The sequence below is a fragment of the Borreliella burgdorferi B31 genome, from assembly GCF_000008685.2.
Taxonomy (GTDB): Bacteria; Spirochaetota; Spirochaetia; order Borreliales; family Borreliaceae; genus Borreliella; species Borreliella burgdorferi.
Genome location: NC_001318.1, coordinates 553,118 through 569,544, shown reverse-complemented (window position 1 = coordinate 569,544; position 16,427 = coordinate 553,118). Strand labels below are relative to the sequence as shown.

At 26.8% G+C, this 16,427-nt stretch carries 15 protein-coding genes; 7 read left to right on the top strand and 8 right to left on the bottom strand.

Translation table 11 applies throughout. From position 1 onward, the window contains the following. Nucleotides 1-6: 6 nt before the first annotated feature. The 4 genes from BB_RS02795 to BB_RS02780 form a co-directional block, all read right to left on the bottom strand. On the bottom strand, nucleotides 7-267 hold the full coding sequence (locus BB_RS02795; protein WP_002557145.1) for an HPr family phosphocarrier protein: 261 nt from the start codon (nucleotides 265-267) through the stop codon (nucleotides 7-9). Nucleotides 268-405: 138 nt separating this feature from the next. Next, nucleotides 406-1,275 (bottom strand): FAD binding domain-containing protein, encoded by an 870-nt coding sequence (locus tag BB_RS02790; RefSeq protein WP_002557144.1) that lies wholly within the window; start codon nucleotides 1,273-1,275, stop codon nucleotides 406-408. After that, nucleotides 1,268-1,735, bottom strand: a complete 468-nt coding sequence (locus BB_RS02785) for a hypothetical protein (RefSeq protein WP_002557143.1) — start codon at nucleotides 1,733-1,735, stop codon at nucleotides 1,268-1,270. Before BB_RS02785 ends, BB_RS02790 begins: the two co-directional genes overlap by 8 nt. Continuing rightward, nucleotides 1,722-3,590 (bottom strand): hypothetical protein, encoded by a 1,869-nt coding sequence (locus BB_RS02780; protein WP_010889765.1) that lies wholly within the window; start codon nucleotides 3,588-3,590, stop codon nucleotides 1,722-1,724. Before BB_RS02780 ends, BB_RS02785 begins: the two co-directional genes overlap by 14 nt. 273 nt (nucleotides 3,591-3,863) lie before the next feature. Here BB_RS02780 and BB_RS02775 point away from each other — a divergent pair, with 273 nt between their 5' ends. Next, the gene (locus BB_RS02775; protein ID WP_023591460.1) at nucleotides 3,864-5,357 is read left to right on the top strand and encodes a hypothetical protein; all 1,494 of its coding nucleotides are present in this window, start codon (nucleotides 3,864-3,866) and stop codon (nucleotides 5,355-5,357) included. 20 nt (nucleotides 5,358-5,377) lie between these two features. On the opposite strand, the gene ligA is transcribed toward BB_RS02775, so the two are convergent. Beyond that, nucleotides 5,378-7,360, bottom strand: a complete 1,983-nt coding sequence (ligA, locus tag BB_RS02770; protein WP_010889764.1) for an NAD-dependent DNA ligase LigA — start codon at nucleotides 7,358-7,360, stop codon at nucleotides 5,378-5,380. 241 nt (nucleotides 7,361-7,601) lie between these two features. On the opposite strand from ligA, the gene BB_RS02765 reads away from it, so the two are divergent. From BB_RS02765 to BB_RS02740, 6 genes are read left to right on the top strand one after another with little or no spacing between them, the layout of a single operon-like run. Continuing rightward, nucleotides 7,602-7,982: a response regulator gene (locus BB_RS02765; protein WP_002658036.1), complete on the top strand. Its 381-nt coding sequence runs from the start codon at nucleotides 7,602-7,604 to the stop codon at nucleotides 7,980-7,982. An 8-nt stretch (nucleotides 7,983-7,990) separates the two neighbouring features. Continuing rightward, the gene (fliS, locus tag BB_RS02760) at nucleotides 7,991-8,428 is read left to right on the top strand and encodes a flagellar export chaperone FliS (RefSeq protein ID WP_002658034.1); all 438 of its coding nucleotides are present in this window, start codon (nucleotides 7,991-7,993) and stop codon (nucleotides 8,426-8,428) included. Continuing rightward, nucleotides 8,418-8,816, top strand: coding sequence for a hypothetical protein (locus BB_RS02755; RefSeq protein WP_002658032.1), 399 nt, complete (start codon nucleotides 8,418-8,420; stop codon nucleotides 8,814-8,816). The genes fliS and BB_RS02755 overlap by 11 nt, the downstream gene beginning before the upstream one ends. Continuing rightward, nucleotides 8,813-11,539: a DNA polymerase I gene (gene polA, locus BB_RS02750; protein WP_010889763.1), complete on the top strand. Its 2,727-nt coding sequence runs from the start codon at nucleotides 8,813-8,815 to the stop codon at nucleotides 11,537-11,539. The genes BB_RS02755 and polA overlap by 4 nt, the downstream gene beginning before the upstream one ends. Beyond that, nucleotides 11,521-12,138 carry a dephospho-CoA kinase gene (gene coaE / locus BB_RS02745; RefSeq protein WP_002658855.1) on the top strand — a complete coding sequence of 206 codons (618 nt, stop codon included), beginning with the start codon at nucleotides 11,521-11,523 and terminating at the stop codon, nucleotides 12,136-12,138. The genes polA and coaE overlap by 19 nt, the downstream gene beginning before the upstream one ends. Next, entirely contained in the window at nucleotides 12,122-12,982 is an 861-nt protein-coding gene (locus BB_RS02740) for an SPOR domain-containing protein (protein WP_002664796.1), read from the top strand. The genes coaE and BB_RS02740 overlap by 17 nt, the downstream gene beginning before the upstream one ends. Here the strand turns inward: BB_RS02740 and BB_RS02735 are convergent. The 3 genes from BB_RS02735 to BB_RS02725 all read right to left on the bottom strand — a co-directional run bounded on the left by BB_RS02735 (nucleotide 12,965) and on the right by BB_RS02725 (nucleotide 16,406). Further along, nucleotides 12,965-14,329, bottom strand: a complete 1,365-nt coding sequence (locus BB_RS02735) for an FGGY-family carbohydrate kinase (protein WP_010889762.1) — start codon at nucleotides 14,327-14,329, stop codon at nucleotides 12,965-12,967. The genes BB_RS02740 and BB_RS02735 overlap by 18 nt on opposite strands. A gap of 3 nt (nucleotides 14,330-14,332) precedes the next feature. Beyond that, complete coding sequence (gene prs / locus BB_RS02730) at nucleotides 14,333-15,553, bottom strand: ribose-phosphate diphosphokinase (protein ID WP_002557131.1); 1,221 nt, start codon at nucleotides 15,551-15,553, stop codon at nucleotides 14,333-14,335. A 202-nt stretch (nucleotides 15,554-15,755) separates the two neighbouring features. Next, complete coding sequence (locus BB_RS02725; protein WP_002557130.1) at nucleotides 15,756-16,406, bottom strand: hypothetical protein; 651 nt, start codon at nucleotides 16,404-16,406, stop codon at nucleotides 15,756-15,758. Between the last annotated feature and the right edge of the window lie 21 nt (nucleotides 16,407-16,427).

The window sequence follows — 16,427 nt, the reverse complement described above, 5'->3', positions numbered from 1 at the left end:
TAAAATTCATTCCTTAAAAGATTCGATAAGCTCTGCAAGCTCTGAAGCAGCAATCTCTTCATCCTCACCCTCAGCACATATCAAAAGCTTTTTACCTGATGATAATTCCAAAGTTTGAAGCCTGAACAAACTTTTTCCGCTAACAGACTTTCCATCAGATTCTATTGTTATCTCGCTAGAATACTCTTTAGCTTTTTTTACAAAAGTTGATGCAGGCCTAACATGCAAACCGTTTACAGCCTTAATAATTGCTTCTTTTTTTACCATAAGTACAGAAACCCCTCATTATGAATATTGTTTTTTTTGATTAACTTTTTACATTATAATACATAAAAATAAATTATATATTCCCTTTACATAAGAAATATAGCATAATAAAGATAGTAATTAAACTTATTCTAACAATTAAAAATTAAAACTCATTAATATGTCTAAATAAAAATTCTTTATTAGCTTTAAATTTCTCTCTCCTATGTTGAAATTTTTAGAATCTCTTATATTTTTATCCAACATTTTAAGAGAATTTTCTATCTCAGAAAATGAAAGCGGCAAAGATTTGTTTAAAAGTAAAATCTGGAAATCCTTTATGACTATCACCTTGTCATCATAAAATATCTTTAACAAAAAATCATTTATAATGTCTCTTTTTATGTTTAAAAGAATACATATAAAAATAATGTCCGATTCTTCTAAAATGTCAAAAGACAAAGTATTGAAAAATATTTTATGATAAAAGCTTCTGTTCCATAAATTCATCATTGGAAATTTAAATTTAGTAATAAGAACAGTGTTTCGATTTGCAATATATTCAGCTCTATTTAAATTATAAGCACTAAAAACATAAGTTTTTTTGGTTAAAACATTTTTAAACTCAATTTGAGCATCAAGACTTATCAACAAAGGATAAATATCAAAAACGGTGTTTTTATAATAAAACCCATTTGCAAGGTTAATACTATTTAAATATATTTTATCATTAAATTTTGAAATAAATTCATAAAACAAACTTGGAATATTTTTCTTACCAATCCGAAGTATCTCGTTGTAAGTCACACAAGGCCCCATCTCAAGAAAATTACCCCTTAAAGATACCTTATTAAATTTTTCAAAATTACCAACAATAAAAAAATTATCAATGGGTGTTTCTCTATTAAACAAATCAGGATTTTTTTTAAAATCCAGCTCATTATAAATGATATAATTATTTAAATTTTTGTTAAATAAATTAGATAGTATATTAAAACTTTCAGGATAATAAACCTTAACATTAGCCATTTTTTCTATACAATTCTTCAGCTTTCAAATAAAGAGATAAAAAAGTATTAACATCCATACAATTACATTTTAATGACTTTCTATAGCCTAAAATATCTGATTTGCTTACAATCTCGTTTTCCAAAAAGTAATAAAACAGCAAAATATTAGATTCAAAACAATTGCTACAAAAATTAAAATCGTCTTCTAATAAAATCTTTTGCATGTGCTTATAAAAACTTTTTTTCTTAAGTCCTTCAAGGGTAACTACATTCCGACCATTTAAAATAAAAGCGGGAATTAAATCAGAATAAACAAGTTTGAAATCCAATAAAATTAAAAAAAATCTGTTATTAACAATGTACTCCAAACTATTGCTCTTAGCAAAAAAAATAGAATCCAAAAGATTTCTGGTCCCCAAAGAAAGACTAATCTTTTTTGAAATACTCTCTCCATTTAAGTTGAAATTAATTAATGTCAATTTTTATACTCCAACTATTTAAAATTTCTTCAAAATCAAGGGGCGTTTTGCTTGCATTAAAATCAAATACCTGAATCAAAGCAGTTCGAATTGCAGAAACAGAAACAATAAAAACACTTCTAAAAGAAAAAATAAACTCGCCATCTTCAATAAACTCTAAGCTTAAACAATCTTTAATATCGCAACTTACATTAGCACGACAAAATACATAATCAACCGCTAATCCAAATATTGTGCGAATTCTCTTGTTATTTAACTTAAGCTTAGTAAATTTGCCTTGTTCTACAAAAAAGCTCACATTGCTAAAAACAGCGCTAAGAGAATAAAATTCAAATTTAAGCTCAACAGAACACCCAAGCACACAATCATTAACATCGCTAATAGCTATTTTTTCCTTAAAAACTACAGGATATTCATTTATAAAATCTGAATCTATCAAAGAAGAAAAATTGTCCTTAATACTTAAAATTGCTTTTTCAATTAAATAAGGATCTTTAAAAAGAAGGTTATAAAAATTACCAAAATCTAATACACTCTCGCCTATCAAAAAATTTACACTGCTATAAGGCAAGCCCAGTGTTTTAGCCAAACTATTTTTCAAATAATTGCTTAAATTGTTGTCAATAATACTGTAGGGCAAAAATACATTTAATCCATCCTTGTATAAGAAAGCAACAACATATTGCTCTTCGCTTAAAAAATAAGCACTTGAATTCAAATAAGCAAAACCAACTCCCCTTCGACTAGTATCAAAAATGTCATAATCCTTATTAACACTTAAAACGGCAGATTTCTTTATTAAAGAATTTTTTAAATCTAGTTTTTTAAAAATTTTTAAAAAACTAGCATAATCACCTTTAATCTGTGTAAGCAAATAACCTATTGGCTCACAAGACATCGACAAAGCAAGATTATAAAAATTGGAATAAATAAAATTATAAACAGAAGTCTCAAATGCCAAAAGATTGTCATAAAAAAAGATAAAATCGCTTTTATTCTCAACAAAAAAAATTTCTAAAAACCCATCAAAAAACAAATTTTTGAAAATATTATTAATAAATTTAAAATAAAACTTATATAAAAAATTTAAAGGTCTATTTATTATAATTTCTAAAATAATTTTTGAGAGCTTATTATCCGCCACTAAACAATTAGAAACTGAAAAAGTTAAATTTAAATTATCTAAAATTCCAAAATGTCTTTTGTAGTAAACAATATTAACCCTTTTATTAATCTTTTTTGAAATTACAATGCCTTGTAAAATTGCATTAAAAGAAATAGGGAAAATAGAGCTAGACCAGTAATTATCAAGAGAATTTATTTTTATTTTGTCTTTACTTACACCAAAATTTTCACTAATAAAAAATTTTAAAAAAGAAATATTGTCTACATTAGCATCAATAATTAAATTTTCAGAATCAAAAAATATTTTAACTAAAATAAAATCATCTGAAAAACTATTGTAATCGCTAAATTCATAACAAGCATTCAAAACATTGCAAGTTCCAGACTCTTTCTTTGTAAATCCAGAAGAATAACTACTATTCGCATCACCAACTCTTAGATTAAAAAGAACACTTTTTTCTGCTTTTAGTAAATAATCCAAATTGTCTGAATACAAAACCAAAGGAATTTGACCTTCAAAGCTTATTTTATTGTCAAAAAGCTTCAAGTTAAATTCATTAGAATCAACAAAATCTCTAAACTTTAAAGTTATATTATCTTTATAACTGATGCTAAAAATTGAATTTACATGTTCATCTACAAAACTAAAATCTTCAATAAAAGAATCTTTAACATTGCAGCAAACTGGCAAAGCCCAAAATTCATGCGCATCCACATTTGTTAAACTCAAAAACTCCACCAAACAAAAAAATTAAATTAGTAAAAACCTAACATTGCATAAATAAAAAGGATTAAAAAATAAAACCTCAAAAACATCCGACCCTACCCAATACATGCAACAATCTTAAAATAAATTAATAAAAAATTCACTTAAAACTAATTTGAAAACAGCACTATTTGTCAATAAAAATAGCCCCCGGCTATTTTTATCTCTTTTGATAAATGGACAAATTATGCTAACATTATAAATTATAGATGTTTTCTGAATAAAAACAAGGACCTTATGAATAAAACAAAAAATCGAAGCCTTACGTATTTTATAATACTTTCATGTATATCATTATTTGGGGCTAATAATAATACAATAAGCTACTCTAGCATTGAAATTCCTCTAGAAGACTTAAGTGAAGAATTTAAAAGTTCTGGGAATAAAAGCGATCAAATAAATACCTCAAAACATTTAAACAAAAACATAGTTTCTTATGAAGACCCAAAAAAGGGTAAAGATCTAAAATTGCCAGAAAATATAAGAGACAAAAAACTACCCCAAAAAAGAATGGACGAAAATGATCTAAAATCTGTAATTGAAAATTATGAAAATAAAATTAAAAACATAGAAAAGCTTTTAAAAACCAAAAATCAAAAAACATCGGAAAATGAAAATAAAAAAATAGAATCAATCGAAAAAAAAGCAAAAAAATATGAAATTTTAACCAATAAATTAAAAAACGAAATAGTAGAAATAAAAAAGCTCCTTAACAAAAAAATCAAGCCTAAAGAAGATGAAAATTACGAAAAAATAAATATTGAAAACATTGAAGAAGAAACTGATGATGATTTTGAAGACAATTATGAATATAATGATGAAATTGAAGMAACAAATGAGGACAATTACCCTTCTAATGAAGGAATAATAAACAATCTAAAAGAAAATCTTAATGAAAACGAAAAATATTATGCTATTAATGAAAAAAAAATCGATGAACTTGAAGACAGAATCAACGAGAATGAAAACACTATTTTAGACTTGCAAAGAGAATTAAGGAATTTTAAAAAAAAAGATAACTCAGATAAAAACTTAGAAGAAATTGAGGAAAATTTATCTTCAATAGGAAGAATAATTAATGATCTAAAAAGAAAAATCAGCGCAAATGAAGCAATAAACAAAGAAAATCAAAAAAAAATAAGAACTGATAAACACAAACTCAAAGAATTAGAAGATAAAATAAAGGAAAATGAAGAGACTATTTTAAAACTTCAAAAAGAATTAAACAATTTTAAAAAAAAAGAAATTTATCAAAAACCCTTAAATGAAGAAACTTTCACTCCAAGCATTACAAGTAAAAATGACGACTTAGAAGAAAATAAGAAATTAAAAAAGGAATATTTAAAGCCCATAGAAAAAAAAGAAAGCCGAGATCTAGAAGAAAATACTAAAAGCACCCCAAAAACAACTATGATAAAAACAGCAGATTTTCAAATCTACCCTGACATATATCTTAATAATTATAAATTTAAAGAAAAGGGAGATCAATTTGCATTTAAAAAAGAAAACACATACTATATTGAAATAGATCCCACTAACAATTTAAATGAGGCTTTAAAAAATCATGAAATAATCTCAAAATATAAATTTGAAAAATATTTCATTAACCCTATTCTAAAAAATAAAGAAGAATTTTTTAGAAACTTAATAGAAGTCAAAAATATCCACGAACTAGGAATTATGTATAAAAATCTAAAGCCTGAATTTAAGCAAATAAAAATAATTAAATAAAAATAAACACTTTTATCCAACTAATCTAAGTAACTTTTTATGTCTTCAAAAGACATAATTTTTATATTTAAACTCAAAGCTTTTTTAAGCTTTGATCCAGCTTTTTCTCCTACAATAAGAAAATCTAAACTCCCAGTCACACAAGTATTAAAAATTGCTCCTTTATTTTTTAGCTTATCAATAATAATAGACCTGGAATAACCATTAAAAGTTCCAGTAATGCAAAACTTTTTACCGGCCAATAACTTATTCTCACCATCAATCGCAACAACCTCTTCCATTTTAAATTCCAAATTTTCAAAAAATTTAAACTTATTAAGCATTACTGAATCATTAAAAGCTTCAATAATATTTAAAGCAATTTTTTCTCCTATGCCTTTAATTTTCAACAATGTTGAAAATGCAAAATATCTGTCTTGACAAAGCTTAAAAAGCTTTGAAAATGAATTTAAATTATTAAGAAACAACAACCTTATTGTATTTTCCCCTAAATCTTTAATTCCCATACTAAGAAGTAATTTACTAAATGGTTTTTTTTTGCTAGCTTCAATTGAATTTATCAAATTATTTATCTTTCTATCTTTAAACCCTTTAAATTCAAGAAGCTTATAAAAATCAAAAGTATAAAGATCAATTTCTGAAAAAATAAATTTTTTTTCAAAAAGAAAAGAAATTATCTTGTCGGAAAACCCTTCAATATCCATACAATTTTTACTACAAAAATATTTTATTCTCTCAACTGCTACTGAAGGACAATTATTATTTGGACAAAAAAAATGTGCCCCCTCTTTTACTACAGCCGTTTTACAAGCTGGGCAATTATCAGGAACTTTGAAAAATCCTGTTGAAAATTTATTTATCACCATTTCAACAGCAGGAATTACATCTCCTCTTCTTGAAACTTTAACAACATCACCAACATTCAACCCAATAGACCTTATATAATCTTGATTGTGTAACGTTGCACTAGTAATAAAAGCTCCTGAAACAAAAACTTTATCAATATTAGCAACCGGAGTAATTTTACCACTACGTCCAACCTGAACAACAATGCTATTTACCCTACTAAAACCCGAAAGCGCTTCAAATTTGTAAGCCATTGCCCATTTGGGATGATGTGCAGTATACCCCAATCTTTCTCTTAAAGCAAAATCACTAACCTTAAGAACAACACCATCTATTTCATATTCAAAAGAATCTCTTTTTTTTGTTATATCTGCTATGTAATTTAAAACTTCTCCAATTGAATTTTTTAGATCAAAAAACCTAATCAAGGGATTGACTTTAAAACCCAATTTCTTAAGTCTTGCAGTAGCTAAATCATTGGTTTTAAATTCTAATCCAGCATTCAAAAAATCATAAATGAAAATATTTAAAGGAAAATTAGCGACTTCTCTACTATCAACCCTTCTAAGTATTCCCGAAGCCAAATTTCTAGAATTCGTATAAGGCTTTTCCAAAAATTTATTTATTTTCAAAAAATTTTCTTTAGTAATATAAACCTCACCCCTTAATACTAAATCAACCTTTTCATCAAGAAATAAAGGTATATATCTAATGGTTCTAACGTTTATAGTAACATCATTACCAAATTTTCCATTACCTCTAGTAAGAGCTTTTTCAAGAACGCCATCTTTATAATAAAGAACGATAGAACATCCATCAATCTTTGGCTCAACAGAAATGTTAAAAGAATTATTAAAATCAATCTTATCTATCCATGATTTTAGCAAATCAAGATCATAAACCTTATCAAGACTTAATATAGGTGCAGAATGTTCAACCTCTTTAAAATCATTTAAAAGATCGCTGCCAAATTTAAGAGTAGGAGAATCTAAGGTCTTATATTCAGGGTACTTACTTTCTAGCTCTTGAAGCCTTAAAATATGCTTATCATATACAAAATCTTCAACACTAGGCAAAGAATCGACATAATATTCTTTATCCCACTTTCTAATCAACTTCTTCAAGTCTGCAATTTCTTGCTGTACTTTGCTGCTCATAGGGTAAAATTTAACATATTCTTTATTATTTTATCAAACAATTCTAACAAGCAAAAACCGACTTTACTATACAAACTGTAAAATACCACCAAAAATACATGCTATTTTATTTATGTTCAAATTAAAATAATCTTTAAAGAAAAATATCAATCAAAAAGACAATATTATAAAAATGTGAATTATATTTTAATTGTCGTTAAAGATATTTTAATATGCTAGAATGGATAAAAGGAGTGCTAGTTTGGAAGAAAGCAAAAAAGCTTTAATAGCTGATGACTCACTTTTTATGAGAAAAAACCTAATAAAAATCTTAAGTCAATTGGGATTTAAAGAATTTTTAGAAGCCGAAGATGGCATTCAGGCTGTTAAAGAATTTGAAAAACAAAATAATATTGATTTAATAACACTCGATATAACAATGATGGGAATGGATGGAATCACAGCTCTTGAGAGAATGTATGAAATTAATAAAAAATTGCTTAAAAAAGTTAATATATTAATGGTTACAGCTATTGGAAAACAAGAATTAATACAAAAAGCTTTATCTCTTGGAGCTAGAGGATATATTACAAAACCTTTTAAAAAAGAACAAATAATAGAGCAAATTAAACTTTTGGATTAGAGGAAATTTTGATAGCAAAAGAAAAAATATACAAACAAACACAAGTAAACACATCAAATCCCCTATCAATATTGATAATGCTTTATGAGAAAGCAATACAGGATTTAAAAGTTGCAAAAGAGCTTATAAAAGATGAAAATTGGCAAAATGCAGTTAAAGCTAATGAAAAAATCTTTCATGCACAAGAAATCATTACTGAATTAATGTCAACCTTAAATTTTGAGCAAGGCGGAAACATTTCTACAAATTTACTCTCAATATACTTGTTTCTAAATAAAGAGCTAGAAAATGTTCTTTTGAAAAAAGAAATACACAAAATTGACAATGTCATAAAACAACTGCAAATATTAAGCTTTGCCTGGAAAAAATTAAGCAAAAAAGAAAATAATATTACTCAAAGTAATAATGTTACTCAAAGTAAATTAGGAATCAATATTGTCGGCTAATGAAATTTTAAAAAAACATTTTAGAAATTTATTATTAGAATTAAAAGAATTGAAATTAATATTAACAATAGAAAGTAATGAATTGCAAAGAGAAGAAATAGAAATATTAAGTATAACCAATCCTAAGAAAGATTTAATATTAGAATCAATCAAAAACTATTATAAAACAATAAATGCATGGTTAAAATTTAAAAACCAAAAATTGGATAATTTTGATTACTTAATTAAAGAAATTAATCTACTAAAAGAAGAAATATACATTAAATATCAAATTTGTTGTGAAATCTTACAACAAATTGCAAATGCAAAAAGAAAAATTCCAAAAATTAAAAAGCTCCAAAACCTTGCAGTAAACAATTCACCCATAATGTTAGATATTAAAATATGAAAGAACTTTACCTAATTGATGCACTAAACATAATATTTAGAAATTATCACGTAATGAAAAATTATCCACTTTTAAACACACAAGGAGAAAATGTAAACGCATTTATTGGCTTTTTCAAAACATTATTTTTCATAATAAAAGAAAAAAATCCTGAACATTTGATTATCACCTTTGACTCAGAGGTACCAACTTTTAGAAAACAAAAATATCCAAGCTACAAGGCAACAAGAGATTTACCTCCGGACGATTTAATACCTCAAATAGGATGGATAAAAGAAGGCCTTTTAAAGGCAAAAATACCAATCTTTGAGATGGAAGGCTACGAAGCTGACGATCTTTTAGCTAGTTTTGCCAAAAAGGCTGCAAAGAATAACTATTTAACTTACATTATTTCTCCAGATAAAGACTTGCTGCAAACAATGTCAGAGTACGTAAAAATACTTAAAATTGAAAACAACAGCTTTATTGAAATGGATAATGAGTACGTAACAAAAAAATTTGGAGTAAATAGCTTTCAAATAAAAGATTATTTAGCTATTGTTGGAGACAGGTCTGACAATATACCTGGAATAAAAGGCATTGGCGCAAAAGGAGCAGCAAATTTATTAAGAGAATTTAAAACCTTAGACGGGATATATTCAAATTTAGAAATAATAAATAAAAAACACCGAGAACTTTTAATCAAAGAAAAAGAAAATGCTTTTTTAAGCTATGAACTTGTAAGTCTTGAAGAAAATTTAAAAATTCCAGAAATTGAAAACTTCGCCTTAAAAAATTTTAGCGAAGAGATAATATCTTTGTTTGAAAAGCACTCAGCAATTGCCCTAATAAAAACTTATAAAAAGGATATCTTAAAACAAGAAAAAGAAAATGCAGACCAAAAAAGTCTATTTAAGCAAGAACCTACTACCAACAGCTTAGATGACATAAATACAATTGACACAGAAAATGTTAAATACCGCTCAATAACAACAAAAATAGAGCTTGATGATTTAATAGAAAGCCTTAAAAAGGCTAAATACATATCAATAGACACAGAAACGTCTTCGCTTGATACTTACACAGCAAAATTAATTGGGATTTCTATTTCATTTAAAGAATTTGAAGGTTACTATATTCCAATCGAAGCCAAAGGAAAAATTTACATAGAAAAAAACTATATAATACAAAAATTTAACAATCTTTTTGAATCAAATCCAAAAATAATTGGTCAAAATTATAAATTTGACTATAAAATACTTAAAAACAATGGATTTAACCCTATACCACCTTATTTTGACACAATGATTGCTGCATACCTTATCGACACAAACTCAAAAGTATCGCTTGATTTTCTTGCAGAAAAATATTTAATGCATAAAAACATTAAATATGAAGATGTGATACAAAAAAATGACAACTTCGCAAATATATCTTTAGAAATGGCAACAAGCTATTCATCCGAAGATGCTGATATTACATTTAGATTATTTAATATATTTACCAAAAAATTAAAAGAAGACAAACTCGACAAGTTAATGCACGAAATAGAAATGCCTTTTAACAAGGTGATTATAGAAATGGAAGAAAATGGAATTTACCTTGATAAAGAATATTTAAAAGAATATGGAAAAGAACTTGGAAAAGAATTAGAAGCAATCGAAAACGAAATAATAAAAAGCATAGGAATTGATTTTAATCTAAATTCTCCAAAACAAATGCATGAAATTTTATTTGAAAAATTAAATCTAAAATTACCAGAAAAAATGAAAAAAGATTCAACTGATATAAAAGTGCTTGAATCTCTCAGAGAACAGCATGAATCAATTGAAAATCTAATAAAATACAGACAAATTGCAAAATTGAAGAGTACTTACACAGATAATTTGATAGAACTAATAAACTATAAAACAAACAGACTGCACACAAGCTTTATACAAACAAAAACAGCAACTGGTAGAATCACTAGCATAAACCCTAACTTGCAAAACATACCAATAAAAGATGAAAAAGGGCGAAAAATAAGAAAAGCATTTAAACCAGAAAATGGAAATATTTTTATTTCAGCTGATTATTCTCAAATTGAGCTTGCTATACTTGCTCATTTATCACAAGATGAAGTCCTTATTAAAGCATTTGAAAATAATAAAGACATTCATACAGAAACTGCTTCTAAGCTTTTCAAAATAGAAGAAAAAGAAATTACTCCTAACTTGAGAAGAATAGCAAAATCTATTAATTTTGGAATAATTTATAGAATGTCAGATTTTAGACTTGCAAAAGAACTGGGAATTACAAAAGAAGAGGCAAAAGGATTTATAAACTCTTACTTTGATTCTTATCCAAAAATCAAAGAGTTTATAATAAATCAAATAAACTTCGTAAGAAATGCTGGATATAGCGAAACCATCTTAAAAAGAAGAAGATATATAAAAGAAATTAATAGCAATAATTATCTGGAAAGATCTGCCGCTGAAAGAATAGCAATAAATAGCATAATTCAGGGAAGTGCCGCCGATATCATGAAAATTGCAATGGTCAAAGTATTTAATGAATTTAAAAGTAAAAAAATGGAATCAAAAATATTGCTACAGGTGCACGATGAAATGCTCATTGAATCTCCTATTGAAGAAGAAAATGAAGTGAAAAAAATATTAAAAATTATGATGGAAACTGCTTACACATTAAATCTGCCTTTAAGAGCAAATATTGAAACGGGTAAATCGTGGGGAGAAATCCATTAATCATTGGAGTAACAGGAAGAATTGCATCTGGCAAAGATACTGTTTCAAAAATAATTAGCAATAAATATGGATTTTACGAAATAAATGCAGACAAGCTTGGACATTCAGTATTACATGAAAAAAAAGAAGAAATAGTTAAAATATTTGGTCAAAAAATATTAAATACTAAAAATGAAATAGACAAACTCTTACTAAGAAATCTTGTATTTAATGACAATAAAGAATTAAAAAAGCTTGAAAGCGTATCACACCCAGTCATACTCAGCAAAATAAAAAAAATCCTAATCCAAAACCAATCTACAAAAATAATAATTAATGCTGCTTTACTTTTTAAAATGAATTTGGAAAAACTTTGCGACTACATAATTGTGCTTAAGGCAAAGAATTCTATAATAAAAAATAGATTATCATATTCTATACCAAACATTGATTCAAATATGATTAATAAAATACTCAAAATCCAAAAAGATATTTTTTTTGAAAAAAATATTATAAACTTAAAAATAATCAATATAATTAATAACAAGAATTATGCATATCTAGAAAAAGAAATTGAAAAAAAAATGCAGGGGATAATTAACTATGAAAGATTTGAATGAAAACAATGATAATAATAAAGGATTTTTTGTAGCATTAACATCAATTGCAACAGTTTGTATCATAATATTTCTTGGGACAATTATTTTCTTTCCAAACAAAAATTTGGCTTCAGACATTGCAGAAAAAAATATTGTTTTAGAAGAAGATAAAGATCCAAACACCTTAGAAAAGGTTGACCAAAATGAAAAATCTTTAAAGGTATCTGAAACTCAAAATGAAATAATTATAGATTTAACACAAGATTTAAATAAAGAAAAAAAACCTACAAACAAAATACCTAATACTCAGAAATCAAAAATCATCGAAAAGCCTCAACCCACAACTCAAAAAATATCTAATACTTCTCAGAAATCAAAAACCATCGAAAAGCCTCAACCCACAACTCAAAAAATATCTAATACTTCTCAGAAATCAAAAACCATCGAAAAGCCTCAACCCACAACTCAAAAAATATCTAATACTTCTCAGAAATCAAAAACCATCGAAAAGCCTCAACCCACAACTCAAAAAATATCTAATACTTCTCAGAAATCAAAAACCATCGAAAAGCCTCAACCCATAGCCCAAAAAACTTTAAATACTGATAACATTTATGATCCTAATATAGAATATTACATACAATTTGTATCACTCTCAGACCCAATCAATGCAGACAACTATATTCAAAAATTACTCAAATATAATATAATTGCTAGAATATATTCTGCAACAGTAGATAATAAAGATATTTACAGAGTAAGATCTGGTCCTTATAAAACAAAATCAGAAGCAAAAGCAGACTTTAAAAAAATAGCAGGAATAGGTGAATTTAAAGAAACTTATATATTACCCGTTAACAAATAGACTATAATTATTAATATATTTTTGATATTTTTCTAAATATTCTTCATGAACCTCAATAATAGGCGAAACAACATGCTTAATCTTTGTAAGTTTTAAAAAAGAATCATTTAAGCTGCCAAATTCTCTTAAAGAATAGAATGCTTGAATTGCTCCCCCAATAATCTCTGAATGCTTAAAATCAAAAATTTTTAAATCTTTGCCAAGAATATTTGCCTTTATTTGATTTAAAAGCAAATTATCAGAATTAGACCCACTAACAAAAATGCTCAAAATTTCTTTATTGCAGGCTTTTAGCTCTACCAATCTGTTGTAAAAAGCAAAACATACAAACTCAAGTATTGATAAACCAATCTCTAATGGATTTTTAATACTACCAAAAATTCCTTTACTTAGATCTTTGCAAAGACAAGGATCTAAAACAAATAAATCATTAAAAAGTTTAATTTTGCTTGGATAAAAGTATACATTATTTAAAGTGACACTTTTAACAATTTTTTTTAAGAGCAACTCAAAAGTTAAACTTTTTTTATAAAAACTGTCTTTTAATAATTGAATCAAATATCCAAAAGGAACAATTCTCCCAATAATAAAAAATCCTTCTAAAAAATAAGGATATTCTAGAGAAAATCCTGGTAAATATGTACTTGAAACAAAATTAAACCCTTCACTTGTACCCATTCTATTTGACACAATTCCTTCTTGAAAAGCACCACTTCCCACCAAAGCATTCAAATAATCTGATCCCGCATTAATTACGCTAATTCCACTATTTAGCCCAAATTCAATTCCTGCTTTATAAGTTACAACGCCAATATTTTCTCCCATTTTTACAAATGGAGGAAATTTATTCTTGTCAAGCCCATATTTTTTTATCTCTATATCATCCCAAATAAAAGGAATATACTCCATGCTTGGAAAGCTTGTAAAAAGCTTTCCTGTAAGCAAATAAATAAAATACTCAAAACAAGAAACAAAATAGCTTATTTTAGAATATGTTCCTCTTTCAACCGTACTAAGTACATAGGGCAAAAATACAGACTTACCCTTAAAATAAGACTTAATTTTAAAGGAATTCCAATGCAACACTTCCAAAGGAATTAAATTTGAATTTAAAGCAATTAAACATGGCGAAATGCCGCCAACAGAAATGCAATCTATTTTGCTAGGCTTAAAATTGGATATGGCTTTCTTAAAAGAAAAAAGCCATATATTAAAGTCAAAATTTTCGAAATCAACATCAAAATAATCTGAGTAACTAACATCAATATAACTTAAAACTCCATTTTTAGAACTAACTAATGCTGCCTTTAAAACACTGGTACCAATATCAATACTAAGAGCATTCATAAATTAACCCTTGGTAATCAATTTTTGAATATCATCCTTTCTATCAAGAATTTTTTGCAAACCAACTTTATTATAAATTGCAAATATTGCCTCCGCAAAAAGAGGCGCAACATTAGCCTCATGATACCAAGGTTTATTTATTAATTCATCATTATGACAAACAGCATTTGTTCCAATTATTTTATAAAAAAATCCCTCCTCATAAGCTTTATCAAAATATTTAATAGCATCTCCATTGAAAAACGGCAAACTAATCCCACATATAATCTTCTTAGCACCCATGCTTTTAAGTAATTTCATTGCCTTAATTAGAGTGCCCCCAGTAGCTAACATGTCGTCACTCATAAAAACATTCTTGCCTTCGACATCTCCTAAAAGCTTGGTTACAGAAATATTTGAATCAGCAACATCATTTGAAACTCTTGAATAATCTCTCTCCTTATAAAGCAAAGCAAGAGGGCTCTTAAGGCTTGATGCAAAAAATTTATTTCTACTTACAGCACCTGTATCGGGTGAAACAATAACTAAATTAGAATCTCTAATGTCGATTAAATCCTTAAGAGAATTAAAGATTTCATAAGAAACATTTAAATTTTCAAAATAAACTTTCCTAAAGACATTCTCAATAGCCTTTGAGTGAATATCTAGGGTTAAAATATGTCTAATGCCCAACTCTTCTAAAAATCTTCCAATAAGACTTGCTGTTAAGCATTCTCTTGAATGCTTTTTATCTTGTCTTGAATAAGGATAAGACGGGATAATAACACTAACAGAATTGGCTTTGGCCTGCATACAGGCATCTATTGTTGTCATTAAATTCATTATGTGATCATTAACCGTCATAATTATTTTTTCGCTACTGTTTATCTCAACTTCATAAGCATTAGCAACATCTTGAACAATAAAAATATCCTTATTTCTGATTGTTTTTAAAATTTCTGTTTTAAATTCACCATTGGCAAATTTAACAAATTTTACAGGAATTTCTAAAGGCTCTTTGCTTTTAAGAGTAGACAAACTAAGTCCTTCTAAAAAAGGAGATAAAACTTTTTCAATCTTAAAAATTTCTTCCTTTAAGGCTTTAGAATCTTGGCATATGCTCTCTATAATCTCATTTTCAATATTTATAAATATTCTGTCAAGCTCTTCTATTATTTTACTAGCAAAAACCCTACCCCCAGGACAAGCAATAATTCCTATTGATTTCTTTTTAAGTAAATTCACCCAGCTCCTCGTTCTTTTTTAGAAAATCTTAACAATCTTAATTTACTAATTAATAAAACTTATACACACAAATATGACTAAAATTTTTTAAAGCAAGGTCATTAAAATATTTTAGCTTTAATAATAAAAATAAAAATCTAAAAATTCTATTAATAGCAAAAACAAATACTATAACATAATCCTAAAAATAAAATTAAATAAACTACACAATTCCAAATTCAAAACCTATTCCAAACTTGAAATCAGAAAATTTAGGGTTTTTAATATTCCAAACATAGTACCCTTCAAGAATTAAAAAAGAAAATGAAAGTCTAGCACCAATATCCCAGCCCATTGTTCCCAGTTCTGCTAAAACAGAATCCGCAGAAGAAGTCGCTATATTGATCTTAGGACCTGTGAAAAACGCTAAAGCTAAAACAAAAAAATCTAATTTTGTATAAAATCTTGGTGTTATTGCCATAATAAACGAGAAATTTTCATTTGCAGTTCCATCCGAACGCTTTATTGCTTTAAGAAGATTAATGTTAAACAAAAGCTCAAATCCAATAGAAACAAAATCATCAAATTTAGCGCCAAATTGAGCGTAAGTTCCATATCTTATTCCAGCTTTAGCAATATTGGCTAAATCGGAAAAATTTTGGACTATCTCTTCTTTTTCTATTGGGGATAAATCTGAAGGCAAATTTTGCTTAAGCTTTGCATTAATCTCTAAAGCCTCATTGTAAAAGCTTGAAAAGGGACTAACAGGAAAAGCAACCCCACCACCAAAATTGAATTCAAAATTAGTATCTGCAAAACCATTTAACACAAAAATCCCAAATAAACACAAAATTAAAACTTTAAGCCTAATCATATACAAACTCTCCTACAAAAA

Coding starts and splice junctions, on each gene's coding strand:
- BB_RS02795 (WP_002557145.1), bottom strand. CDS start 267: ATGGTAAAAAAAGAAGCAATTATTAAGGCTGTAAACGGTTTGCATGTT.
- BB_RS02790 (WP_002557144.1), bottom strand. CDS start 1,275: ATGGCTAATGTTAAGGTTTATTATCCTGAAAGTTTTAATATACTATCT.
- ligA (WP_010889764.1), bottom strand. CDS start 7,360: ATGAGCAGCAAAGTACAGCAAGAAATTGCAGACTTGAAGAAGTTGATT.
- polA (WP_010889763.1), top strand. CDS start 8,813: ATGAAAGAACTTTACCTAATTGATGCACTAAACATAATATTTAGAAAT.
- BB_RS02740 (WP_002664796.1), top strand. CDS start 12,122: ATGAAAGATTTGAATGAAAACAATGATAATAATAAAGGATTTTTTGTA.
- BB_RS02735 (WP_010889762.1), bottom strand. CDS start 14,329: ATGAATGCTCTTAGTATTGATATTGGTACCAGTGTTTTAAAGGCAGCA.
- BB_RS02725 (WP_002557130.1), bottom strand. CDS start 16,406: ATGATTAGGCTTAAAGTTTTAATTTTGTGTTTATTTGGGATTTTTGTG.